Genomic DNA, 24,956 nt, shown 5'->3' with positions numbered 1-24,956 from the left:
TAAAAAGTAACAGCATAAATAAAAAGGCGAATGAATTAGCTTTCATTCGCCTTTGATCGTTTTTACTTAAGCGCTTTTATTTAAGCGCTTTACTGACAAGTTGGTACTGGGCTATGCCAGTGGTATTCGGTTTACTTAATAAACGCGAATGCGTCACCGTAAAGGTGATCTTCTTCAACGCCCATGGTACGGAACACTTCACGTGCTGCGCCAACCATGTCGAAACGACCCGCTATATAAATGTCGTAACCGCTTAGGCTGTCAAAGTCGTTTTTAATCTGCTCTAGCAGATTGGCTTCTTTACCTTTCCAGTCAGCATTGGCTTCTTCAATGACTGGAACAAAGTTGAGCCACGGATGCGCTTCATGCCACTGGCGAGCAATGGTCTCAAAGTACATGGCTTCCTGGTTACGGCAGCCCCAATAAAACGTGGTTTCAACTTCCTGGCCTAAAGCAATCTTTTGTTCAACGATACTCTTGATGTAAGAAAAACCCGTACCGCCAGCAATCAGTAAACGTGGGCGTTGACTGTCTGCACGTAGATGCGCGTCGCCGCCAGGCACTTCGATGTCAATGCTGTTACCTGTGGCTAAGCATTCTTTTAAACGCTCTACTACTTGCATAGGGTAGCTTTCGCTAACAGCTGCACCGATATGTAGCTCAATATGTTCAGCATCGGGTGCAGAGGCAATGGAGAATGGACGTTTGTCTTTCTCACCCATCACCACACAAAGGTATTGACCTGCTTTAAAATCAAATGGAGTACTAGGCTTTAAAATGACCTGATATACGGCATTATTAAACGGCGCTACTTTTTCAATCGTACAGCTAATAGTGTTCATCTTTATTCCTTGATGCGCCTCTCTTTGGAAGCTTATTCGATATAAATTTACGCGCCTGCAGAAGCTCTGCAGGCAATATAAAGTCTAGCTAATTGTGTGGCACAGTGATTACAGCGTCGGTGCATCATCGATACCGAGCTCATCCCAGATAGCATCTACTTTCTGCTTAACGGCTTCATCCATCACGATAGGAGTGCCCCATTCGCGGTCGGTTTCACCTTGCCACTTATTGGTTGCATCCATTCCCATTTTTGAGCCAAGACCCGCCACCGGAGAGGCAAAGTCGAGGTAATCAATTGGGGTGTTTTCAATCATAACCGTATCGCGCTTTGGATCCATGCGAGTGGTAATTGCCCAGATCACATCGTTCCAGTCACGGCAGTTTACATCTTCATCGACCACGACAATAAACTTGGTGTACATAAACTGACGTAGGAACGACCATGCTCCCATCATCACACGTTTGGCATGTCCTGGGTATTGCTTACGAATTGAGATCACCGCCATTCGATACGAACAGCCTTCTGGCGGCAGGTAAAAATCGATAATTTCAGGATACTGTTTACGTAAAATAGGCACGAAGACTTCGTTCAATGCCACACCTAGCATCGCTGGCTCATCTGGTGGACGGCCGGTATAGGTGCTGTGGTAAATCGCATCTTTTCTGTGGGTAATGTGCGTCACCGTAAACACTGGGAATGAGTCGGTCTCATTATAGTAACCTGTGTGATCGCCGTAAGGGCCTTCTTCTGCCATCTCATCGGGGTCTATATAACCTTCTAAGATGATTTCGCTGGTGGCTGGCACTTCTAAATCACAGCTTAGGGCTTTACACACTTCAGTTCGTTCACCGCGCAATAGTCCTGCGAAGGCATATTCGCTCATAGCGTCGGGCACGGGGGTAACAGCACCTAAAATGGTCACCGGATCGGCACCTAATGCAACCACGACTGGGTAACGCTCACCTGGGTGTTTTTCTTTAAAATCTTTAAAGTCTAATGCGCCGCCGCGATGGTCTAGCCAGCGCATGATTAACTTGTCTCTACCCAGTAATTGCTGGCGGTAAATACCAAGATTTTGGCGCTTTTGACGTGGGCCTTTGGTGATAGTGAGTCCCCAAGTCACTAGCGGCGCAACATCGCCTGGCCAGCAGTGCTGGATCGGTAACTTAGTTAAATCGACCTCTTCGCCGGTTTTAACCACTTGTTGGCAAGGCGGGTTACGCACGGTTTTAGGCGGCATGTTTAGCGCTTGCTTAAACATGGGGATCTTTGAAATGGCGTCTTTAAAGCCACGAGGAGGTTCTGGCTCTTTTAGAAATGCCAGCAGTTCACCTACATCGCGCAGCGCGAGCGGATCTTCTTTACCTAATGCCATGGCGACTCGTTTGGGCGTACCAAACAAGTTAACTAAAACGGGCATGTCGTTGCCGACTGGATTTTCAAACAACAGAGCCGGGCCTTTGGTGCGTAACACGCGATCGGCAATCTCTGTCATTTCCAAATGAGGATCAACGGGATGACTAATACGCTTAAGCTCACCATTGGCTTCTAAGTGGTCTATAAAGCTGCGTAAATCCTTAAAACTCATAGGGGAATTCTCATCGCTATAAACTGTGATATGGCGCGCACTATAGCACTATTCCAACGTGCGTTAAACGCTTGTTCGTCAATGCGTGGCCTCAATATATTTCAGGCTTTACTGATACAATTCCCTTTGTAGGTAAGTGCTTAGTCAGCGAGATTGGTTTAAGGCATATTTGAGCGTAAACTTAACTAAGTAATGCTACGTTTGTTGGCTTGTTACAACAGAGGAGGAGGGATGAAGGCACTTAAGTTTACAGCCTTGCTTGGCTTATTTACTGGGTCGATAACTATCGCGATGGCAGATGGGGCGGTATCGATAACCCCTGTTGCTGCAAGGGCTGTGGTTTTGGCACCGGTGGCGGCATCACAAGTGTTGAGTAATGTTAGCGTTGGCCTTGGGTGGAGTAATGTTGATTACCGCGATCCTTGGCGCTGGAACGTGGGGGTATCTAACAGTTGGTACGGCTACCCTTATCGCAATGGTTATTACAGATCCGGTTGGCGTCCTGGTTATAACTGGGGAGTCGGCTCTCGCTGGCGCTACCCATACAGCTACAACAATCGCTATTACTCGCCTTATCGTTATGACAGGCAAACTTACCAAGCTCCAAAGCCAAAAGTCGTTAGGCCTCCAGAGCGAGTGACGACCAGCGTAAGCTATTCAACAGGGCTAAGTCGGTTACCGGATAATGCGCGGGTGATTCAAAAAGAGGGACGCACTGTGTATGAATGGCAAGGTGTGGAGTATGTGTTTGATTGGAACACCAATACCTATCAGAAGGTTAAGTAGTGTTGGCGGTTTTATTCTGCTTGCGGATCTTGTTACTCTGTTGCCACAAAAAGTGGCGGCAACATGGAAGCAAGCGCAATGAGTTGGATGCAATTTACCATTGAGTTAATCGACAAACTGATTTGGCCTACCGTGCTGGTATTTGCTGTGGTGAGTTTAAAGCGGCCGATATCGACCTTGATCCCTTTAGCCAAAAAACTGAAGTTTAAAGATTTAGAGGTGGAGTTTGGTCAAGGATTAAAAGCTGTGACTCAGCAAGCAGAAGGTGTATTTCCTGAGTTAAAGACCGATAAAAAGACGCGACTCATAGCCTCTGCGAATCACTTACCCAATTCAGCCATTATTGAAGCTTGGGAACAGGTGGACCTGGCCGCCGAGCTGCTGATTAAATCTCACTGCGATAACATTACCTTAGATAAGAATACTCGTTATAAACATATTGAGAATATCTTGATAAGCGAGCAGCTAATTAATACTAAACAAGGAAAGCTGTTTAGTGAATTACGCCAGTTACGTAATAAGGTTGCCCATGCGGTGAGCTATGAGGTGGGTAAAGCGGAAGCGATTCAATATATCGAACTATGTTTTAAGCTTATTGAGCATTTACACGGTTTAACCCCATCTGCTATTCGCAGCTGTAATGCCGGCATTCAAGAGGTCGCGAGTTAGGGTTGTCAGTATAGTATGTTGCTTGTTGAAAGCTAATCTGCAAAGCGCAAAGTCTACAAAGCCCAGTTAATCGTGCAGACTAACGGGGCTTTATTCGTGGCTTTTGGCTCGATTTAACGGCTCAAGTTGAGATTGTAACTCAATTTTTATTAGGGCTAATTCTTGGCTTTTAGGTACATGTCGTAGCGTTGAATGATAAACCCTAGATCTTGAAACTTTTTGTTGAACGTCATACCGAGCTTTTTGAGTACATTAATTGAGGCGTGATTTCTCTCAACGACATCGCCGACAATATAATCTAAATCCATATGGTTTTTAGCGTATTCAATACAGGCTTGGTTGGCTTCGGTGGCATAACCTTTACCCCAGTGCTCAGGCGCAAAGCGATAACCAATATCTGTCTCATCAATGCGGTAATCATTTTTAAAGCCACAAAACCCAATGACGTTATCGGACTCTTTTAATACTACTGCCCAGCGAGCATAACCAAACTGCAGGTATTCGTTCAACCAAATGTCGCGGATGATGCGCTCTGCATCGGCAAGTGATTTAACAACGCCTGCATCGCCAGTATAGAGATTGACTCTCTCATCTGCGTTGAAGTCGTAGACGGCTTGTACGTCATCGAGGTTAAACTCTCTAATAATTAACCTTGGTGTTTCGGTAATGAGTTTGCTCATTGGCTTTCCTTGTCTAATCTTTTGCGGCAATCGCTATTACCACACTACTGCAGTGATCGCGTTCTCAGTCTCACCAATAATGGTTTTAACCACTTTATTACCAGCATCTAACAAGATCAATCTTGGAATGCCACTATTGGCAAACTGTGAGTAGATCGCTCTGTCAGTATCGGCGACTAAGGGGAAATTTAATTCATACTCATCTGCAAATTTATCGAGTGAGGCAGGTGTTTCTTCACGGCCAATGCCTATGATGTCGACATTTGGACTGAGATGAAGGTTAGAGTTAACAAGATGCTTCATAGTGCGTTGTGAGTCGTGGCACCAAGTTGCAAATAGAATTATCAGCTTATTGTTGTTTGATTCTGCAAGATCAATGGTATTGCCCTGAGTATCGACGAACTGTGTGACGGGAACATTTTCGCCCGCTTTTACATAGGTAAGGTATTCGGGTTGGCTTTCGGTTGTGGCGCAGCCTGTTATGGTTAGTATGAGTAAACTGGCAAAAAGTCGTTTAAGCGTTTTCATTAGCATCCATTCTTTTTAATTGGTTTCTTATAGTGGTTTTAGTGCGATTGAACATGCTGACTTGTTAATCTAACAGACGTGTAATCGAATGTATAAGCTTGGCTTGCAACAGCATGTGACTGAACATGCTCTATTTAGGGGCTAGCGAGTGATAGACGAGTAAAGCTTATAGCGCCTGCTTTTAACAATAAATCACTTATGTTTGTTGACAGCCGAACGAGGACACCCTATCGTGGAGGCTTACCTATTAAGCTGTTAGCTAACTCATTGATTAACAGTGACTACCAAGGATTTTTACGTGTTATTAACACCGATCGAGGCTTATTACTATCTATAGCCACAATGGCGTAGATAGAGGTTATAAACTCCCCCTCATGTTTTAAATCACTCCATTGTGGCAATTCCATCTTTCGGAAGCTGGCCACTATCTATGCCCGTTCCGAAGCCTTTCTCTTTAATTTGGAACACCATAAATGAATAACAGTAAAATCTTCGGCAGCATGCTAATTATTGCGGGTACCACTATTGGTGCTGGGATGTTGGCATTACCCCTCGCGGCGTCTGGGCTTGGCTTTGGCGTGGCCAGTATTATCATGCTATTGATTTGGTCTTTGATGACCTATACCGCCTTACTCATGATTGAAGTGCATCAGTTTGCACCTGTCGATGCCACACTGCACACACTGGCGCACAAGCTATTGGGAAGAAAAGGGCAGGTGATTGCGAGCTTTGCAATGATGTTTCTTTTCTACGCGCTCTGTTCGGCTTACATTGCTGGAGGGGGCGAGCAAATCAATAGTAAGTTAACCAACTGGTTTGATTTGCAGTTGCCTATGCAAGCGGGGGCAATCATCTTCACCTTGCTAATCGGTACTGTAGTCGCCATTGGAACACGTTCTGTCGATATGATTAACCGTAGCTTGTTTACCTTGAAGCTTATTGCGCTGGTGGTCATGCTGTTTTTATTGCTGCCTCATGTATCGGTTGAAAACTTAATCGCTTTACCTGTGCACCAGGGCTTAGTGTTAGCTTCTTTGCCTGTTATCTTTACTTCTTTCGGTTTTCACGGCTCCATTCCGTCGATTGTGCGTTATTTAGGTAAGGACACCAAAGCGTTACGCTGGATTATGATTGTGGGTTCATCATTACCCCTTATGGTTTATGTGCTTTGGATGCTGGCGAGCCAGGGCGTATTATCGCAATCAGATTTGATGGGGAGCCAAAGTCTTAACGGCTTTATTGATTCATTAAGCCGCATGTTGCATAACCCTATGATAGCCAATGCGGTATCGATATTTGCTGATCTTGCATTGGCTACGTCATTTTTGGGGGTGAGCTTAGGGTTATACGACTTTATTGCTGACTTACTTAAACGTGGTTCAACGCCTAGCCATAGAATTCAAGTTGGTCTAGTCACCTTTATGCCGCCACTGGGTTTTGCATTGTTCTACCCACAAGGCTTTATCACTGCTCTAGGCTACGCAGCATTTGCCTTGGTTATTTTGGCTATCTTCCTACCTGTGGCAATGGTAAACGCGCAGCGTAAGCAACAGGGGATAGACGGTTACCAAGTAAAAGGCGGTAAGCTGGGGTTGGCTGTTGCGACTTTAGCGGGCGTGTTGATTATCAGCGTGCAATTACTGCAGATGTTTAATTTACTTCCTGCAGTTGGTTAAGTTATCCAAAGATTAGGATTATTTAAAGAGCTTGCTCTGGTTTAATTTAAAGCAGAGTAGCTGCGGGAAGTTAGTGAATTAGATGTAGTGAGCAGCTTAAAGGTGACTAAAAAATAGCTAAAACAGCGCTATTTTCAATGTTTGGTCTGTTTTTTGGTCACTTAAATCAAAATGCTCTTTACATTACCGCGGACTCCCCCTATTATCTGCGGCGTTCGGAGGGATGGCAGAGTGGTCGAATGCACCGGTCTTGAAAACCGGCATGGGTTTATAGCCCATCTAGGGTTCAAATCCCTATCCCTCCGCCAAATTCGGAAGGTCCAAGCCCTTGGTACACAAGGGTTTGGGCTTTTTTCGTTAGAAATACGATTTGCATGTTTCTACCGAGTGTCACGAATATGTTTATCTTAAAAAATAGAAACGCAAATTACTATACCAGAGTCTATTTTTCCCAAAATTTAATTCACCTAGGCTATCCTGCCGAAATTCGTTTTTCCCTAAAAACCAAGTGCCGAAGTGACGCTGTTGATCGCGCTATTGCTGTTCAGAGCATTATTAGACCTTGGCTTAAGCACCTACAGACTCAACTTGCACAAAACCTCACTGGCGTATCAGTTGTTATCTCTGATATGAAACAGGTCATTAATGATTTACAAGTTAATGATTTTGAAGGTGATGCTGGCGCAACTATCCCCAAAAAAAATTTGGACTCAAAAGATAAACCAATGGGGATCCGCAAGGCAAAAAATGAGTATGTTAAATCCAATCGCGTATTGCTTAATGAGTTTCTAATAGGGAAACAGGCTCAGCAGATTAGACACAGCAGTGTGTCGCTGTTGAAGACTCGCATATCGTTTTTTCTCACTACGCTCGATAAACCCATCATTGCACTATCTCATCAAGATGTACTGCGTTATGAATCCATATTGATATCGATGGATAAGAGTTTCAAAACTAAAAAAGAATACTTGGCAGCCGCCAAGCAGTTTTATGGGTGGCTTAAAAAGCATGGCAGACTGAAAGCGAATCATCTTGAGTTAATTGGCCTAAAAGCGCAGCGTCATGAGCGTAAAAAAGTCAGTGAACAACGGCAACGCTGGCAACCGGAACAGCTTGCTCGGTTGTTTAAGCACCCTAATTTTGCAGGTCTGAATGAGGCAAGCACTCAGGAGCAAAAACAGCATTACTGGATCCCACTTTTACTTCTTTATACTGGGGCAAGAACTGGGGAAATATGTCAGCTAAAAACCTGTGATATATACCAAAAGGATCATATTTGGTGCATTGATATCAATGACAAAGGGGATAAAAGGCACCTAAAAACGAATTATTCGCATCGAATAGTGCCAATTCATTCAACCCTCATCGCTCATGGCTTTATTGAATATGTTAAGGGACGTCAATGTGCTAATCAAACCAATCTGTTTCACTTAAAGCCGACTGGTGCTGATAATGATTGGGGGGTAGGGTTTGCTAGGCAATTTGTACGAGTGTTGCGTGAGTGCAATATGACGGGCGCTCAGCGTCCTACACTACACAGCTTCCGTCACACGTTTATCGACGAGTTACAGCAAATCGGGATAGAGGAATTTGTCGCAAATGAATTGGTAGGTCATTCAAAGAAAAGCATGACTTATGGACGCTATGCTAAGCAACTAAATATAGTTAGTCTGAAAGATAGTATCGAACGAGTTCGTGATTTTTTTGCCTTATCAAAACGATAATCAAAAAAGCGCAATCACGAATAGACAGAGATTGCGCACCGATTGCAGGTAATGCAGGTAATGCAGGTAATGCAGGGATAGGGTGCATTTAGATTGAATAAGTCGTTTACCTTTGAATCGTTCGCAAACTGGTCGTAACGATCTAGTTCACATAAATCGATCAATCAACTAGCGCTCTAACTAATTATTGGATAATAACTGCTTAACGCTATCACTATGGTAAGCCCCTGGAAATATGAGGTTACTTAATTCTAAATTTAAATATTTAGATAAGATAAGCATGAATAAGCTAAAACCCTTTGAGCAACAAAGTTTGTGTAAGTTTGAGTTGCTATAAAAATCGAAGCTAAGACCGGAAAGCACTTCACTAAAAAGAAGAAAGAAAAGATGAATAATGAAAAGCTACCTGTAAAAGTAAACACCAATAGTATAAATCTGACAGATATGGGTAATCTTGACCTATCAACCTTGGATGAATCGCAGCGTTCACATATCGTGTCAAAGTTTACAGAATCAAAGGTAGAGCTAGCTAAGAAAGCTCAACAGATGAACATTGATTTGAGCGCTACGCGAACTAATCTGGGCGATCTTTCGTCTACGGTTCGCGATGCAACCACTGATGGTACGTCAGTCACTATCACTCACAGCCAAACTACATCACTTGGTCGCACCGAGATCGTAATGGGTAATACTGAACGAGCTGCTAAAGGTAAAATGTCTCGTACGGGAACAGGAGAAGGTAGTGGTGGAGTTATGGGTATTGCCGCCATGGTTTGTGTAGCAGGTATTATAATTGCTATGGTTCTGGGTAGCTAAGATGAAACTTTTTATTCATGCAGAAACTGACCTTCCTAGTGAGATTGAACCAAAACTAAAATCTCTTGGTAATGCGGATAAAGAAAAGATACTTGCTCTTTGTAAGACTGCGAAACAAACCATGCGCAATAACTTACTTGATGGATTTAATCACTTCAGTTCTTCTAGTACTGTGATGTGTAGTGGTAAAGTTATCACTATTCGCGGCACGGTGAATAAGCTGCCTTTATTCAAGAGGTTGTTCGGTGGCTAGACGACAATACAAACGGGGAAACTATCAAAGTTCCCAAGCTCTGCGCCACATCGAGGAAGCTAAAGAATTAACCAAGCAGTTAGGCGGGACTGACCAAGATGTTAAAGTCTGGTTTTTTAACCTGACCGGGATTACGTTCAATAACATCATGCGAGAGTATAAAGAGTTGCATGGAGTTAAGGCCTACGATTACGCATTGCAGACAATGCCTAGTTGGAAGTCAGGACAAAGGAAAATGAGTGGCATGGTTGCAGAACGGTTATTTAACCTGATCCCAAAGCATATGCCAATTGAAGACAAATTCAAACTGGTTGATTCACTCTGGAAATTTACCACAGTAAGTAACAAACTTTTAATACGAACCAATAGAGAAACAGAGATCAACGAGCTTGTCGCCTTGCTGCAAAGTGAGGTTAATCGTATTGATACCGATTGGGAAATCCCAGAGAACTTATCTAATCGTTTTGATTGGTTGGCCGGAGAAGATTCGACAACGTACCAAAAGCTGCTCAGTTATATTGTGGAGCAAGAGGGTAAGTTGATTACAGCAATGTTACCACACCAGATTACAGAACTCTTGAGCCACTATCACAATGAATGGTCTGATACTTCGAACTACTTTTCACATACTGTTGAGGTTGGCAAGCACAGCGTTGAGGTTCGCATTACTGAACAAGCTAATGAACTAACGGTGGGTAAATGGTATTCCCACGTTAAGCCATACACTTCAGTCAAAGGTTCTGGTTGCCTGAGTATGTTTGCAGTAATGTTGATAATTCCAGCCGCGATTATCACTACTTTATTTTGAGACTTTAAATAAAAATATTTCGCACTATCAAGTTTGCCCTACCAGCAACAAAGGGGTCGTAGCTAATTATAATTTTGAGCGTAATAGAAAATACAAGACTATATCTATGTAACATTAGATAGCTAATCTCTACCGCCAACAAACTTTTGGGCATAATCCTGCCAGACATTATTCCTAATGACTGACAGGATTCAGGCTAGCTTAACTAGCTAACGTCAATATTTTACAAGGATGGAGCGTAGACAGGATTGACCTGATAACACTTTACTCCACTTTCACTTGGTCTTATATGCCCAAATAACTCCAGCACACGAAGTGCTGTGTCACGCTCTGCTGAGCTTTTTAACCCGCGCCAGCCTTTTTGCGATAAAGTATGTTTCGTGAACGAAGGATAGAGTTTTGGGAGGTTGTGAATGAGAGACTCAACACTTAATGTCGAATCATCTTTCTCACCTAGATCAATAATACGAAGAGTATGTGATTTGAGGTATTTCATCCAAAAAATGGCACGGTAAAGACTATATTGATTAATACGTAAATTAGGTTCAAATTTAGATGAACTTTGATGTTTAGTTGCTTCATCAATCAAGTGCAAGACAAGCGCGAGTTTAGCGCCGTGAGCAGGTCTTTTAGCCCACATTGATTGCAGTTCATCTGGCATTTCGAGTTGTTCTTTCAAAGTTTCATTTGACCATTTGTCCCAAATCACTTGCGCTTTTTTATCAAAAGAAAATTGCAGTGGTGTTTTGTAATTATCTAACTGAGAGATAACCATAAAAATCTGATACACATTGTCTTTTAAGAATTGCGGTACTCGAATATCAGTAATTTTACTTAATTTGGTATCTGGATATACCGACATTTGTAATAGGCGTTCAAGCAATCCATCGTCTTTTGAACCTGTTAATTTTTCTTTGACGAGAGGAGCAATTAATGAAGGTTGTATACCGCCTTGGATTGATACGGCTACCCGCTCTAGTTTAATATTTTCTCGGCTTATCCGTTCTTGTGTGTATGTAGATTTTGACGCGTTAAATGCTTCAAGATAAAAAGCGCGCTCATGTTCCCTTCCTAGTTGATTTAATGACGCTATCCAGCCGGACAACTCATCTCTAAATTGCAAAACACCAGCTGGGTTGCTTTTTAATCGAAGACACAAGGCTTCCATAGTTGAGTCATTAATAACTATGTTTCTCGCAAGCGGAGGCTCAGGTTCAGTGAGTAGTTCAAGCTGCGTAAACAACCTTTCTGCTTCAATAGTGTTGTTATTTTCATAAGCGTTTTCAATTTTAGTCTCTATCGCAGCATGCTTTTTATCAAAAACCCGCTTTTGAATTGCATATTGTTTAAGCTGTCTCTCTGTATTGTTTTTAAACACATCATCTTGGATTTTTTGAAGATTGCTTAAAGCCAATTGAGATGAAGGTGTTTTCATACTAGAAGCATTACCAATGAGCATTCCCCACATGACGGGGGTGACACTCCATGTGTCATTCTGTTTAGGTTTAATCTCAACATTACCACCCGCTAAGGCGGCTACAGCCATGACCAATGATACCGCAGTGAAGTCTGGACTGGTATTGTTAAGACTCTTTGCATACTGAAATACACACTCACGAAACGCTGTTGGTAGCATCATGGAATGTAATGGCATGACAGGCTTGAGCTTATTAGCTTTTATCGGCATGGGTGTATCCCAATTTACCCCAAAATTAAGTACATCATTAGAGTCGGGAGGTGTACCTGCATTACCTGCATCGGCTGCATCTTTTTTTAGTTCAACATTTAACAACGGTGGATTTAAAGTCTCGCGACTAATGTTTTTGTTCATGAGTTTTATTTTTTCAAAAAATTAGTAACTCAATTCGTGTTTGTCAACACCGATTAAAAAACTTTTTAATCTCTCAAGAACAATAAAATGTGAAACCATTTTATCTCATCAAAAATACTTCTTTCTGGTATTTGTAATCCTCCAAAAAAAAGATTAATAATTAAGTGAAGGTAGATTTCTAGCCAGCATAGAGAAATACGGATTGACGGTTTCACCTACCCTAAAATTTCTCACTGGTTATGGTTCCACCCTAAGACCCAAAAAGCAAAACACTAAGCATGAAGAAGGAGGCACTAACCAATAGACCCAGCGATTTAACAAAACACATTCGCTGTGAGCTGTTGCTGTCAGAACAGCATCAAATAAAGCTAGACGCACTTATTGCCGCACATCCCACAATAAATACACGCGTAGGGCTAATCCGTCATCTTATAGATGGCGCTGTTCTGGAACAGGTCAAAGTCATTAAGCAAGATCCAGAATTCATTCGTCAATTATCGGCATTAGGTAACCTAATTAATCAGTTTTTAAAACTCGCTCATACTTGTTCGCTTTATGGCGAGCCGCTTTCTTCTGAGGTGATTATCTTCAAGGTTGAGCTATTCAATAGCAAACTGTCTAAATTAATCAAAATAAATCTTGAGCGTCATGCTGCATAAAGCGATAGCCAAAAATCTCAAGGTCAAGGCTAAAGGCGTTTATGGTGGGATCAATTACCTGATGGGCTATAAATGGCGCATGGTAAAGCCTGAATTGCTGCGTGGAAATATTGATATAACACGCCAAATTTTAGCTCAAGAAAAAAATTCGAACGCTTATACCCATGGGGTTTTGAGCTTTGAGGAAAATGCGTTGGATGTCCCACAATCGGCGCAAGATTTTGCGATGAATCTGTTTGAAGAAACGCTGATGGCAGGATTTCCAGTAAATCACTATGACATCGTCTGGATCCGCCACACAGATAAGGATTTTGATGCTGAAAGAGACTGTGGCAGGCTTGAACTCAACTATCACATCATCAATCGAGATCTAGTGACAGACAAGGTGATAACGCCATACCTACATAAAAGAGACATGCTGCGTATTAATCTCGCTAAGCAAATCATTAACGACAAGTTCAACCTATCATCACCAGATGATCCAGCACACTATAGGCAAATCAATTTGGCTGACTATGGTAGTGAATATAAAGGAGTGGCAAAACAGCTTACAGAGTTCATCTTAGAAGGTATAGCAACTGAACGTATCAGTAACCGCGGAGATATTATTGAAGCTTTGAAATTGCACTCAGGTATTGAGTCAGTGAGAGGTAACCAACCAGATACTTATCTTGTAGTAAAACTAAAAGGAGCGAAACAAAATTTACGCCTAAAAGGCACACTCTATGAAAAACATCAATTCACGTCCGTTACAGACCTTATTGAGCGACAAGCAAGCGACGCTAGAGGCTATCACCTGCAACGCGATAAACGAATTAAACAAAACATCGAAAAACTGCGAGCGCTCAATTATCAAATCACACAACAACGTGCGCAGCTTATGCAAGCAAAACGCAAACGAGGTCGAAAGCCTACATCGAGCACAGCTGCTTCAGATTCAAAAAAACAATCAAGCATTGATTTCACTCAGCAAAAATATGCTATCAGCAAGCATCAGACTGATAGCCTGCAACCAACAAGCAGAAGAGAAAATCAAAAATCAAGTGAAGCAGGCTCATCAATTGGCGTTATGGGGGAGTATCAGGCTCGACAAAACTCTAGTGGCCATAGGCATTTCGACAGTAGTGGGTTTTCTATTGGGAATCGCCGTAACCTACCTTTCCGTGGGTTAGATTTCTCAGCAAGCCTCGAAACAAAGTTAATGTTTGGTAAAAAATTTACTCGTTCCCAGCGGCAGTGGTATGCCGTGTATAAAAAAGGAATAGCACAAGATGTGGTGTGTGATGCCATTATTTTGGACAAGGGAGGCTTTGGTGCCAATCGAACAATAGTGTCTCAGCGACTCAATACTGTTATTCGTGAGTATGATGAGTTATTTACGGTATCAATCTGTAGCTCACCTGAAGCCAAAAAACTTGGCTATCTTCTTACTATCGAAGCAGCTGTAGCTAAAGGTTGGAATGTTACCTCGCTAAGGTTAACGACCAATATAGAAGAGTCATCAGCTACTGAACAAGCAACGTTTGATGCTGCGATATTACAATACTATAAAAATAAAGGCTTAACGCCATCAAAAGATATAATCCAAAAACACCATTATGGGAGACAAAGCAATAACACGACCAAGCCAGTATCTGCTTCGACTTGCCGAATACGAGAAGAAACTCCAGCAGAGCAACCTCAATCAAATGCAATTGGCACAGAACAATCAGCAAAATACACAGTTGATGATGCAGTTCTTGGACGATTTTGCGATCAAGCAAGAGCTATGGCAGCAAAAGCAGATGCAATTGAGTCACAGCATAGCAATGCTCTCAAAGCAATCAGCAGCGCAAGCAGAAACCATCAACAGCCTCTATCAAGCATTAGAGAGCGAGAAGAACACTCGGCAGAGCTTGCTCGTGGATATGAACAACTTAGCGATCAATGGAAGCAACTTACAGAGTGCTGTGAGCGAGCTGCTGAGCACGTTAGAAGAGTTAAGCGCTTAGATTGTCAAAGCAAAGTGGCTAGCAAACCTTATTTGCACTACGGTGATAAGTTACAGTTTCATCAATAATCGTAAATATGCTCTTTGACGAACTGTGTTGGCTCTGAATGAGATAGACGGTAAGGACAATCAGAGAATCTTACAGAAGAAACAAGAGCATCTTTTGCATCAACATCAATAGCGTTCGGGGCGTTATTGTTAGCGGGTATATCAAAATAATCATTACTCTAACGCGCATGCGACACAACTTGTCATACATCAAGTTATATTGTTATTGCTTCAAGCCTAGGGGCATTAAGTGCTCTATATGATGATATGTGCGAGTGTCAGCCAATAGCTCTGTACCTTTAATGCTCCATGAATATATGGTTTTTATTTATACAGCTCACACTTTGGTTGATATATTTCTTTCTTTTCAATGCGTAAGGTTATATAGGTGTAGTAGTAATAATCATGAACTGGGGTTCAAGCCCCAAGTGATAAATAACTTTTAAGAGTTAAGTTCATATGCCAAAAAAATCGAGTACACAAGAATCTCTGGCATTAGCGTTTGAGATCTTAAAGCGGATCCCTACGTCGCACAAAATAACAGCAAAAGAACTCCATTTACAACTGCATCAAGTAGGTATAGAACGTGATCTTCGCACTATTCAGCGTTCTTTAGGAATGCTCTGTGAGCATTTCGAGGTTATCCGTGATGAGCGTAGTAAACCCTATGGCTATAAATGGAACAAAAAAAGTACAGGTATGACATTACTCAAACTATCAACACAAGAAGCCTTGCTATTAAGCTTAGCTGAACAATACCTAATCAAGCTTTTGCCTGCCAACATTACAGCGTCTTTAAATGATTTTTTCCAAGAGGCAAAAAATAGCCTCCGTTCGACAAATAGCAACTCGAAAGACAAAGAATGGCTGAAAAAAGTAAAGGTTGCGAGTGAAAATCAACCACTTTTACCACCACGAATTTGCTCAGAAATATTCAGCTCAATCAGTGAAGCTTTATATCAGAATCGTTTACTAAGCATCGATTATTATAACGTCAAACAAGAAAGCAAATCCGCCTTTGTTATGCCTTTAGGCATTGTGCAACAAGCCCAACGATTATATTTGGTTTGCCGCTTCGAGGGGTACAATAATGAACGAAGTGTTGCTATACATAGGGTCACTAAAGCGATAGTTTCAACGTTTAGCTTTGAGCGTCCTAAAGAGTTTAATTTGAGCCAATATGATGCTGACGGAAGATTTGGATTTGGAGAAGGTGTTCAACACCATTTAACGTTTAAAATAACAAAACAAGCGGGTTTTCATCTTACAGAGACTCCGTTATCGCACGATCAACAAATAATTTTAGAAGGCGATATGTATCAAGTAAGTGCAACTGTCACTCAATCTAAACAGCTTGAAAGGTGGTTGAGCGGCTTTGAAGAACAGATTTTCGATATCGAATTTAATGAGATTAAGTCATGAAACTAAAACAAAAAATTGAAGATTTACTGCCTAAAATCAGAGTGTTATCCAGTGTGCATGGTTTCGATAATGAATTTGACGATGCAATTCAGAAGCACAACCAATTCAAACTTAGAGCACCGTTAGTTGGTGCGTTTAGTGCTGGAAAATCAACCTTAATTAACACCTTGCTTGGTGAAAAACTTTTAAGTGTAGAAGTGACTCCTGAAACCTGCTTACCCACAGAGTTAATTTATTCAAAGCAAGAATACATTCACTTAATGAATAAGAATGAAAAAGTTTTAGATCTCACAAGGGCACAATTAAAAGACCAAGAATATCTTTTATCTTTGCAGGGAAATACAAATGAAGAAGCTGCATGTTTTTGGATAGAAATGGGATTTTCTCACCCAAGATTAGAACAGAATAAAGATTTAGTATTAGTTGATATGCCTGGTTGGGGTTCTGGTATTTCTGAACATTCGCTAGCCATTGATAATTATATTCAAAGTAGCGGTGCATATTGTATCGTCGTTGAGGCAACTGATGGCACGATTAGAGAAAGCATTCAACAAGCTTTAATTGAGTTAAAGTTGTTTAATAAACCTGTTGTGCTAATTATAACGAAAGCAGATAAAATAAGTTCAGATGAGTTACCTAATGTCGTTGAGCATATTACAAAAACAGTAACTCAATACCTAGATGTATCACCACTTGCTGTTGTTACGACTGCAGCCAGAAAGAAGCGTATTAATGGGTTTGAAGAAGCGTTAACTAAAATAGTTGAGCAATCAGACAACATATACAGAAATATGGTGTTGACTGATTTTTACGCATTGTTCAACCGAATGAAAGCAAAGCTCACCATTGTGTTAAATGAAGATAATTTGACCGTAGAGCAAGCCCAATCCGCATGCGATGCAATTCCAGAAGCGTTAGCAGAGCTTAAACAGCAATTAACTGAGCTTGAACATCAAATTGATGAAATCATCCCCTCTTGCGTTGAATCTGCAAAGGCTAATTTGCGTAATAACCTTAAAAGTCAGCTTGATAGTATTGCAAGCAGTGCGATAAATGGTGGTAATTTTCAAAGCCAAGTGACTAATGCATTACGAAATGCTTACCTAACAACGGTAGAGCAAGATTTTAAACCAAAAGTATCTCGTCAATTGAAGTCCCTACAAAACATAAGCGACATTGCCCCATCAAATGTCAATATTGTCAATTCGTTTTCTGTATCTGAAAGTGAAGGCGGACAGTTTGTGTTTACGCAGGTTATCTCAGCAGTACTGACAAAAGTCATAATGTTAGTCCCTGTACTAAAACCGTTTGCGCCTATTGTTTATGCTTTAGCGAGTATCTTCACTAATAAATTAGATAAAGAAAAACAACGAGAAGAACAAAAAGAAGAAGCAAAACAATATGTATTAAACACTTTAATTCCTCAAGTTATTGCGCAAGTTGAACCTGCGCTCTTGTCAAATTTCAATGAGATGGTTTTAAAAGTAAAAAAAGAGGTCACGGAAGAAAGTGAACGTAAGGCGGCAGATAAAAAACAAGCGCTATTAGAATTACAACGAACGCTTTCACAAGCAAAAGAAGAAGACGCGAAGCAAAAACAGCAATATAAAGATGCCTTAAATCAACTTATTGATTTTGAAGTACAGTTACAAAGAGGTAAGCATAACGATGAATCTAACTAATCCAGAGTTAATAAGTCGTTATGATTTATTGTGTAAAGCAAGTCAACCAAATAGTTCTATGGATGTTCAGCTTCAGCAAGAATTACAGAAGCTTGAATCGCTTATTAAGCGTGATCTAATCGCACTTACTCGACAGGGCTGTCCTGATAATATTACTGATATCCTAAGAAGTTTTGAGCATGAATTGATTCACTTTAGACAGTTCTGTGAATTTCCTCAACTTGCTACAAAATCTGTCATTGGTATTGGTGGTGGCTTTAGTGCGGGTAAGTCAAGCTTTATTAACAAACTGATTGGAAAAAAATGCCTGGCTGTTGAAGTTGATCCAACCACATCTATGCCTGCTTATGTGTTACATGGCGTTGAGGAGTCAATAAAAGCAATCAATATGCACGATTGTGCCATTGACCTAACACAAGAACAGCTATCGACGTTAACTCACGAAGAAAAAGAGTTGTATGGCTCTCAGGTAGGGTTGTTGCTAAAAGTTGCATTTATATCAACGCCAGAATTTCGTTGGAACAATCTAGCCATATTAGATACTCCTGGGTATTCAAAACCAGAAGACTCTAATTGGAATGAGAGAACCGATGAAAACCTAGCCCGTTATCAACTCAATACGGCAGATTACATTTTATGGGCAGTACCAGCAGATAATGGAACGATCTCAGAGCAAGATATTACGTTTTTAAGCTCATTAAATAGAGATATTCCAAAGTTGGTCGTATTGACAAAAGCAGATAAAAAACCAATAGAAGATATTGAAAATATCACCGCGCTAATCAAAACTACATTAGATAATCGAGGCATCACAATCAGTGATGTCGTACCTTTTTCACGTCGTAGTAAAAGTGAATTTAGCCTAGATAAAATAATTAATCAATTTGAGATATGGAACAAGGAACCTAAACCACTACAATTTGCTAAAAATTTTAGAAAGCAATTTACGTCTTTTAAAAATTTTATTGCTGAGAGTAAGAAAAATACTTTAGTTTGTTTAAATTACGCGAATAAAATTTTAGCTTTGTCAGAAGATGCTCAAATCACTGAATCAGCAAATTCATTTTTAGTTAAGGAAAAGCAAGAATTAGCTTTGCAAACTGAACTCTTAGATTCTCTTAATCAATTAACTGACCAGTTTTTTTCACAACTCAAGTTATCGGGCGATATTGCAGGAATAGAACTAACGACCACAGAACAACAAGAGTTTGCCGAACAATATAGTAATCAATTGATTGAGATGCTAAAAAAACAAATTGCAGTTCGTTTTGGTGTGACAGATTTAGAGCAAACTTATCCAACAAAATCACTTGACTTTTTGTTATTTACTGAGAGTGGGGATGAATTATCCTTAAATAAGCATCTTGAATGTATCAATCACTTAAATGAACAAGATAAAGAGTTATTCTTGGAAATACTTGTTACTGTTATTTCTAGTGGTATTCAATTAACTCCACCTCAACAAGTATTTGTTAAACATTTATTTGGGTTAACAAATACAGCGAGTTCATTAAATGAACTAAATATTGATATTAATGAAAGTAAACTTGAGGGATTTATTTCTCAACTAAAGATAAATCAAGGGTTACTCGAGAGCTTTATCGGTTTGTCTCTAGCGGCAAGTTGGTTTAAAGGGGCTTGGTTTGAATCAAAAATATTTGAAAGTTGCCAATACTTAACGCTTGCAGTGATTCATGGAATTAAAGAATTCACAGAAAAAGATTTTGAGTTGGCTTGGCAGTTTATAATTTCATCACCTGCTTTTGCCGAAGAATCTCAAATGAAACTTGTTAAAAGCCATAGCTGGACAATTCGACAGCTATTAGCGATAAACCCAGCGACTACATTAAAAGTGCAGTCAATTTTAGCGAAAGATGAAGATCTAAAAATTAAACAGCTACTTGCAGGAAGTAAATCTGTAAGTATTGAAATTCAAGATATTTTAGCTAAGGATGATGCTGTGTTATCAACATTAGCAAAAAATCCTGTACTGAGCATGGAAATTCAACATCAATTGATGAATTGTGAAAACCCTCCTGTTTATGCATTGGTTGAAAATTCGTCTTTAACAGATACAAATCAGAAGATTATTTATGAATATAATGATGGGCGTTATCGTAGTACTTTAGCAACGAACCTATCTTTAATACCAGAATTGCAAGAATTACTTGCTAATGATGAAGATAAGTGGACTCGCAGAAATTTAGCTGAAAACTTATCATTAACATTGAATGCTCAACAAATACTGGTAGATGATTCAGAAGAGTGTATTCGTAGATGCCTAGCAAAGAATCCATCAATTCATCTATCGATTCAAAGCAAACTTGCACAAGACCATGAAGAGTATGTTCGTCAAGAGCTAGCTGAAAATATAGCATTAGAAATTTCAGTGCAAAATATATTGGCAGATGATCCAGAAAAATCTGTTCGTAGATATTTAGCTGCGAATTTATCGATTCAGCCGTCAGTACAGCAGACTGTAGCAAAAGACAGTGAAGACTATGTTCGCTGTGCTTTAGCCGAAAACAAGTTGCTTACTTTTGATGCACAAACATTACTGAGCCAAGATAATAGTGATTCGGTACGAAGTTCTTTAGCTGAAAATGAATCTTTAAATTGTCAAATTCAGTATATTTTATTGCAAGATGAATCATGGCGCGTGAAGAAATATTTAGCTAATAACTTAGTGGTTAATGCTAATGTTTACCAGGTTTTATCAGCAGATGAAGATCTCGATGTTCGTGCTGCGCTTGCTAAAAACCCATTGATTAGCGCTGATATTCAATTATGTTTAGCAAATGATTCAGAAAGTCGAGTTCGAGAATGTTTAGCTGAAAACACTTCGATTATTGAGAGTGTTCAGCATATTTTAGCGAATGATAAAGATTCATTGGTTTTAGCGGAATTGTATAACAATAAATCTTTAAACAGTAATATCAAAAAGCAACTCAAAAAAATTGCATTTGATAAACAACATACACAAGAAGAAGCTTTATTGTACTCACAAATTCACTTGCAATGCCAACATCCAATTCCATCTAATATCCAGAAAATCATTCTAGATAATAATAGTTGGCAAAGTGTGAAGTTACTTGCGATGAACCCATCTTTAACAATTGACTATCAGAGTTTACTAGCTAAAAAACGTGAAGAATGGTCTGAAGAATGGGATTGGAGTACTTTAGAGCAAGTAGCGAAAAATCCTAGTCTTGCACCAGAGATTCAACGATTTTTAGCAAGCTTAAATGATGAAGGTTGGATGGGAGTGAGTGCAAATGATATGCACGCAGCTTTAGCAGAAAACCCATCGATCATTATTGATGTTCAAACACAACTTTTTAGTTATGGAAAAATGCTTAATCCTGTGCGTGAACATCTTGCGAGAAACCCATCTATCGCACTAGAGACTCAAAGGATTCTATTGAAAGAAGCGAGCTTGTTTGATTCTACTCATGAATATCTTGCAAAAAATCCGTCAATTGCACTAGAGATTCAACAGGAACTTGCTAAAAAGTCGTGGACGAATGATGTTCGCGAACATTTAGCATTGAATCCATCGATTACATCTGAAATCCAACAAATGCTTCTTGAGACTGAAGAGTGGGACGATGAGAGCGAAAAAATCAAAATAGCTTTAGCTAAGAATTCATCAATTGCACTTGGAATTCAAGAGCAATTGATAGCTACATGTTCTTATGAAGTCCGTAAAGTTTTGGCTAAAAATCCATCTGTAAATTTGGATTTTGTAGAAATTATGGCACCTCATTTGGGTGTTCTTGAATCTACGCAAGAAGCGCTCAATGTTTAGTCTTTGAAGCCTAAAAGTAGGTTAAATAATATCAATCACTTATAAGTGAATTCAATGAATGTGGACTTTAAAAAAGGCTTTACTAATGGTGAATATATGCTCACAGCAATTTAATGAAATAGACATTTTAAAAACGTTAAATTCAGATTTAAAAAAACAACAAGCTCGTTGGTCTGAGAGTGAGCAAAAACTCAGTATCGGTATTATGGGGCAAGTTAAAGCAGGTAAAAGTAGCTTCGTTAACGCACTACTTTTTGATGGGAAACCAATTCTTCCTGAAGCAGCAACACCAAAAACGGCGAACTTAACTAAAATTAGCTACGGTGAGCAGTTTACTCTTAAAGTGGATTATTACACCAAACAAGAATGGAATGAGATACAAGAACTTGCAGCACTGCAAAGTCAAAGTGTTGAAGGTAAAGTAGCGAAAGAACTCGTTGATATGGCGAATGGTATTGGTGCAGGTGAGCTTGAACGCTGCCTTACAATCAACACTGAAAGCATTGTTGCAGAAAGTTTAGATGGCTTACAAGGTATCCTGAACCAATACACGGGCAATGATGGAAGTCATACACCACTGGTAAAGAGTACAGAGATATCATTACCAGTCGATGAACTAAAAGGCTTTGAAGTGGTAGACACACCAGGAATGAATGACCCTGTTGCTAGTCGTACTCAAAAAACACGAGAGTACATGGCAAGTTGTGATGTCGTGTTCTTTTTATCTCGCTGTAGCCAATTTTTGGATAAAGCGGACGATGAACTACTGCGTAACCAGTTGCCAAACAAAGGTGTTAAACGTTTAGTTGTGGTAGCAGGGCAGTTTGATTCGACGATTATTGATGATGGCTATGATAGAGGCTCTTTAGAAGAAACCATTCAGAACCTTAAAAAGAGACTGATTCGCCACGCAGTGAAAAAAGCTCAAGAAATTGCAGACAGCAAAGCAGCTCTTAATGAGCAACAATTGGCAATGGTAGTTAACAGCTTATCAGAGCCTGTTTTTGCTAGTACCTTTGCTCATGGTTACGCTAATTGGCCAAAAGAAACGTGGTCTAAATCTATGCTTCATACCTATGGTGAGTTAACAGAGCTGGCTGAAGATGAGTGGGACTATGAGTTTTCTCAACAAGACTGGTTAAACCTTGCAAGTTTTAATGCTTTGCAACAAGCATTTCATCAGGCTAAAAGTGATAGACAATCGTTGTTAGATGAACAAAAGCGTAGTTACTTACCTAATGCTTATCAAGCGATGCTAACTCAGTATGAGAGCCTAATAGACAGCATTAAACAGCGTGTTGAATTCATTCAAACTAAAGACGTTACTGATATTGAAAAAGCACAAAAAGGCTGCGAGAAAAAAGCAGCCTCAATTGCATCTTCGTTATCGTACACTTTGACGCAAGCCAAAAATGAAGCCAAGCAAAATGCAACCGAATTGGTTAATCAGCTAAAACAAGACCAAGTTAGTTTCTCACAGCTAGCGACGCGTAAAGGCACACGTGAAGAGGCTGTGAGCTATACAGTTAGCACTTCACGTTGGTATAAACCGTGGACTTACTTTAGCAGTGAGACAAGGTATCGCACACGAACGGTATCTTATGACTATCTTTGTGCTCATGATGCGATTGAACAAGTTAACCAATATGGGGCAGAAAGTGCAAAGCAAGTTGTATCCATGTTTAGTCAGCTTATTTCACCTCAATCATTAAAGTTAAGGCTAAAACAAGTATTATTAAATGAGTTAGATACACGTAGTGATGAATTTGATCCTATGGTATTCAAGGCAATGCTAGAGAATTTTATCTCTAAATTGGATTTACCTGTATTTAAGATTGATTTGGGGGATACCACAACGTTAATAGCGAATAGCTTTAGCGGTGAAATCACCAATTCTAGTGAGATGGATCAGCTGCGTTCTAAATTGAACCAAGCGTTGTCAATCGTACTTGATAAACTACAAACTGAGTTTGAAAAGCAGTTTGATGGTGTAATCACTAAACTCGATATTGCTGGTGATGGGCTTTCTTCTGAGTTATTGGCAGAGCTGACTCAAGAGCTTGAGAAAGTGAAGCAACAGATTGCAGATAAAGAAAATGAAGTGATTGGTTATCTAAATTATCTTGAAAGTGTTGAGTTAGAGAAAAAAGAGATCATAACTAAACTCGCTGCATTGCATTAATCTCAGAGCGGTTTAATGAGCCACAGTTATTATTCTAAAACTCAGTTGGCACAATGAATATTGTGCTGGTCGTTCTCTGGTTAAAAAACACTCAAAGCATGCTCCCGCCCTGAGACAGTGTGCGACATAACCTTATGACTGATGAACGAACTAGTGGACTTTCGCTATAATGTAAATGCAAGGTTTGAGACCTTGCATTTTTTATTTGGATAGACGATTATCTAAATCATTAACCTGTTACAAGGCTGTAATGGTTAATTGCCGAAATAGAGCGGAATACTCGCAGCTAATTGGTCTGAAATTTTTTTTATAATAATGGTTATTTGTTGTTTTTTGAGCCTTATATGTTCATCCATATTCTCAAGGGTGATTGCCTCGTGAGCATTTAGGCGGAGCATATTTATAGACTCATATTTCAAAGTGATTACATTGTTAATCCAGAGAAAACGTTCTGTTTTTTTGTTTATATCATCAATCGTTAAAAATTCTATATCCATACAGTGTCGGATCACTTCATCTTTGATGCTGATGTTTTCGTATGCGTGTAACTTTTCTTCAAGAGCAATAGCTTGTGAAACAGATGAAATGTTCATAATGTTTTTTATTAATTGTACTCATTTAATTTAGAATTACAAAATCCCAGCTATTTTTAATAAATATAATTCAAGAGTGCTTCTGGTTAGGCAGGGCTTTAGTTGAATTAGGTTTTTTACATCGCAAATCAGGAAGAAATTTCCGCTTTAGCATCATCTCGTGAGCATTCATCAAAATTATTTTCAAAAAAACTTAAATTAATTAAGTAGGTGTATTTCTTAGCCGATGAAGTTATGCGTGCTTAATTAATGAACTAGTTGTTTGTTATGCGTTCGATTTCACTTAAGTGCTTGGTAAGCCCCTAGAACAGTAGACACTTCATAGAGTTATACTTAACCAAAAATATGAGGTGTTACATGCGCGGAAAA

General features: G+C 39.9%; 19 protein-coding genes and 1 tRNA gene. 14 read left to right on the top strand and 6 right to left on the bottom strand.

What is annotated here, in order from left to right:
• Window positions 1-131 precede the first annotated feature (131 nt).
• Entirely contained in the window at window positions 132-842 is a 711-nt protein-coding gene (gene fre / locus ACVBIK_RS08510) for an NAD(P)H-flavin reductase (RefSeq protein ID WP_447160876.1), read from the bottom strand.
• A gap of 108 nt (window positions 843-950) precedes the next feature.
• Window positions 951-2,432, bottom strand: coding sequence for a 4-hydroxy-3-polyprenylbenzoate decarboxylase (gene ubiD / locus ACVBIK_RS08505; protein ID WP_447160877.1), 1,482 nt, complete (start codon window positions 2,430-2,432; stop codon window positions 951-953).
• 231 nt (window positions 2,433-2,663) lie between these two features.
• Here ubiD and ACVBIK_RS08500 point away from each other — a divergent pair, with 231 nt between their 5' ends.
• Both ACVBIK_RS08500 and ACVBIK_RS08495 read left to right on the top strand, forming a co-directional pair.
• Complete coding sequence (locus ACVBIK_RS08500; RefSeq protein ID WP_447169480.1) at window positions 2,664-3,218, top strand: hypothetical protein; 555 nt, start codon at window positions 2,664-2,666, stop codon at window positions 3,216-3,218.
• 78 nt (window positions 3,219-3,296) lie between these two features.
• Window positions 3,297-3,887 (top strand): hypothetical protein, encoded by a 591-nt coding sequence (locus ACVBIK_RS08495; RefSeq protein ID WP_447160879.1) that lies wholly within the window; start codon window positions 3,297-3,299, stop codon window positions 3,885-3,887.
• A gap of 155 nt (window positions 3,888-4,042) precedes the next feature.
• Here the strand turns inward: ACVBIK_RS08495 and ACVBIK_RS08490 are convergent, their stop codons facing one another.
• Window positions 4,043-4,567 (bottom strand): GNAT family N-acetyltransferase, encoded by a 525-nt coding sequence (locus ACVBIK_RS08490; protein ID WP_447163895.1) that lies wholly within the window; start codon window positions 4,565-4,567, stop codon window positions 4,043-4,045.
• A gap of 36 nt (window positions 4,568-4,603) precedes the next feature.
• Window positions 4,604-5,095, bottom strand: coding sequence for a TlpA family protein disulfide reductase (locus tag ACVBIK_RS08485; RefSeq protein WP_447160881.1), 492 nt, complete (start codon window positions 5,093-5,095; stop codon window positions 4,604-4,606).
• Between the two features lie 473 nt (window positions 5,096-5,568).
• Between ACVBIK_RS08485 and tyrP the strand changes: the two genes are divergently transcribed.
• The 6 genes from tyrP to ACVBIK_RS08455 all read left to right on the top strand — a co-directional run bounded on the left by tyrP (window position 5,569) and on the right by ACVBIK_RS08455 (window position 10,372).
• Window positions 5,569-6,771 carry a tyrosine transporter TyrP gene (gene tyrP / locus ACVBIK_RS08480; protein ID WP_447169479.1) on the top strand — a complete coding sequence of 401 codons (1,203 nt, stop codon included), beginning with the start codon at window positions 5,569-5,571 and terminating at the stop codon, window positions 6,769-6,771.
• Between the two features lie 217 nt (window positions 6,772-6,988).
• Window positions 6,989-7,079, top strand: a tRNA-Ser gene (locus ACVBIK_RS08475).
• Between the two features lie 90 nt (window positions 7,080-7,169).
• Window positions 7,170-8,495, top strand: a complete 1,326-nt coding sequence (locus ACVBIK_RS08470; protein WP_447169478.1) for a site-specific integrase — start codon at window positions 7,170-7,172, stop codon at window positions 8,493-8,495.
• A 387-nt stretch (window positions 8,496-8,882) separates the two neighbouring features.
• Window positions 8,883-9,311, top strand: a complete 429-nt coding sequence (locus ACVBIK_RS08465) for a hypothetical protein (RefSeq protein ID WP_447169477.1) — start codon at window positions 8,883-8,885, stop codon at window positions 9,309-9,311.
• A 1-nt stretch (window position 9,312) separates the two neighbouring features.
• Complete coding sequence (locus ACVBIK_RS08460; protein ID WP_447169476.1) at window positions 9,313-9,564, top strand: hypothetical protein; 252 nt, start codon at window positions 9,313-9,315, stop codon at window positions 9,562-9,564.
• Complete coding sequence (locus ACVBIK_RS08455) at window positions 9,557-10,372, top strand: hypothetical protein (RefSeq protein WP_447169475.1); 816 nt, start codon at window positions 9,557-9,559, stop codon at window positions 10,370-10,372. Before ACVBIK_RS08460 ends, ACVBIK_RS08455 begins: the two co-directional genes overlap by 8 nt.
• A gap of 223 nt (window positions 10,373-10,595) precedes the next feature.
• Here ACVBIK_RS08455 and ACVBIK_RS08450 read toward each other — a convergent pair whose 3' ends face one another.
• Window positions 10,596-12,203: a DUF3987 domain-containing protein gene (locus tag ACVBIK_RS08450; protein WP_447169474.1), complete on the bottom strand. Its 1,608-nt coding sequence runs from the start codon at window positions 12,201-12,203 to the stop codon at window positions 10,596-10,598.
• 278 nt (window positions 12,204-12,481) lie between these two features.
• Between ACVBIK_RS08450 and ACVBIK_RS08445 the strand changes: the two genes are divergently transcribed.
• The 6 genes from ACVBIK_RS08445 (at window position 12,482) to ACVBIK_RS08420 (ending at window position 23,994) form a co-directional block, all read left to right on the top strand.
• Window positions 12,482-12,862, top strand: a complete 381-nt coding sequence (locus ACVBIK_RS08445) for a hypothetical protein (protein WP_447169473.1) — start codon at window positions 12,482-12,484, stop codon at window positions 12,860-12,862.
• Window positions 12,852-14,921 (top strand): hypothetical protein, encoded by a 2,070-nt coding sequence (locus ACVBIK_RS08440; protein WP_447169472.1) that lies wholly within the window; start codon window positions 12,852-12,854, stop codon window positions 14,919-14,921. The genes ACVBIK_RS08445 and ACVBIK_RS08440 overlap by 11 nt, the downstream gene beginning before the upstream one ends.
• A 438-nt stretch (window positions 14,922-15,359) precedes the next feature.
• Entirely contained in the window at window positions 15,360-16,322 is a 963-nt protein-coding gene (locus ACVBIK_RS08435; RefSeq protein ID WP_447169471.1) for a helix-turn-helix transcriptional regulator, read from the top strand.
• The gene (locus ACVBIK_RS08430; protein WP_447169470.1) at window positions 16,319-18,004 is read left to right on the top strand and encodes a dynamin family protein; all 1,686 of its coding nucleotides are present in this window, start codon (window positions 16,319-16,321) and stop codon (window positions 18,002-18,004) included. The genes ACVBIK_RS08435 and ACVBIK_RS08430 overlap by 4 nt, the downstream gene beginning before the upstream one ends.
• Entirely contained in the window at window positions 17,991-21,812 is a 3,822-nt protein-coding gene (locus tag ACVBIK_RS08425) for a dynamin family protein (protein ID WP_447169469.1), read from the top strand. Before ACVBIK_RS08430 ends, ACVBIK_RS08425 begins: the two co-directional genes overlap by 14 nt.
• 85 nt (window positions 21,813-21,897) lie before the next feature.
• Window positions 21,898-23,994, top strand: coding sequence for a dynamin family protein (locus tag ACVBIK_RS08420; RefSeq protein WP_447169468.1), 2,097 nt, complete (start codon window positions 21,898-21,900; stop codon window positions 23,992-23,994).
• Window positions 23,995-24,248: 254 nt separating this feature from the next.
• Here the strand turns inward: ACVBIK_RS08420 and ACVBIK_RS08415 are convergent, their stop codons facing one another.
• Window positions 24,249-24,587, bottom strand: a complete 339-nt coding sequence (locus ACVBIK_RS08415; protein ID WP_447169467.1) for a hypothetical protein — start codon at window positions 24,585-24,587, stop codon at window positions 24,249-24,251.
• Window positions 24,588-24,956 lie beyond the last annotated feature (369 nt).

It is taken from the genome of Shewanella sp. 125m-1, from assembly GCF_052977065.1.
Note: the sequence above shows the minus strand (reverse complement) of the source record. Positions and strands in the feature narration are given on the sequence as shown.

Coding starts and splice junctions, on each gene's coding strand:
- ACVBIK_RS08425 (WP_447169469.1), top strand. CDS start 17,991: ATGAATCTAACTAATCCAGAGTTAATAAGTCGTTATGATTTATTGTGT.
- ACVBIK_RS08470 (WP_447169478.1), top strand. CDS start 7,170: ATGTTTATCTTAAAAAATAGAAACGCAAATTACTATACCAGAGTCTAT.
- fre (WP_447160876.1), bottom strand. CDS start 842: ATGAACACTATTAGCTGTACGATTGAAAAAGTAGCGCCGTTTAATAAT.
- ACVBIK_RS08415 (WP_447169467.1), bottom strand. CDS start 24,587: ATGAACATTTCATCTGTTTCACAAGCTATTGCTCTTGAAGAAAAGTTA.
- ubiD (WP_447160877.1), bottom strand. CDS start 2,432: ATGAGTTTTAAGGATTTACGCAGCTTTATAGACCACTTAGAAGCCAAT.
- ACVBIK_RS08420 (WP_447169468.1), top strand. CDS start 21,898: ATGGTGAATATATGCTCACAGCAATTTAATGAAATAGACATTTTAAAA.
- ACVBIK_RS08435 (WP_447169471.1), top strand. CDS start 15,360: ATGCCAAAAAAATCGAGTACACAAGAATCTCTGGCATTAGCGTTTGAG.
- ACVBIK_RS08495 (WP_447160879.1), top strand. CDS start 3,297: ATGAGTTGGATGCAATTTACCATTGAGTTAATCGACAAACTGATTTGG.
- ACVBIK_RS08490 (WP_447163895.1), bottom strand. CDS start 4,567: ATGAGCAAACTCATTACCGAAACACCAAGGTTAATTATTAGAGAGTTT.
- ACVBIK_RS08450 (WP_447169474.1), bottom strand. CDS start 12,203: ATGAACAAAAACATTAGTCGCGAGACTTTAAATCCACCGTTGTTAAAT.
- ACVBIK_RS08460 (WP_447169476.1), top strand. CDS start 9,313: ATGAAACTTTTTATTCATGCAGAAACTGACCTTCCTAGTGAGATTGAA.
- ACVBIK_RS08430 (WP_447169470.1), top strand. CDS start 16,319: ATGAAACTAAAACAAAAAATTGAAGATTTACTGCCTAAAATCAGAGTG.
- ACVBIK_RS08485 (WP_447160881.1), bottom strand. CDS start 5,095: ATGAAAACGCTTAAACGACTTTTTGCCAGTTTACTCATACTAACCATA.
- ACVBIK_RS08500 (WP_447169480.1), top strand. CDS start 2,664: ATGAAGGCACTTAAGTTTACAGCCTTGCTTGGCTTATTTACTGGGTCG.
- ACVBIK_RS08440 (WP_447169472.1), top strand. CDS start 12,852: ATGCTGCATAAAGCGATAGCCAAAAATCTCAAGGTCAAGGCTAAAGGC.
- ACVBIK_RS08445 (WP_447169473.1), top strand. CDS start 12,482: ATGAAGAAGGAGGCACTAACCAATAGACCCAGCGATTTAACAAAACAC.
- tyrP (WP_447169479.1), top strand. CDS start 5,569: ATGAATAACAGTAAAATCTTCGGCAGCATGCTAATTATTGCGGGTACC.
- ACVBIK_RS08465 (WP_447169477.1), top strand. CDS start 8,883: ATGAATAATGAAAAGCTACCTGTAAAAGTAAACACCAATAGTATAAAT.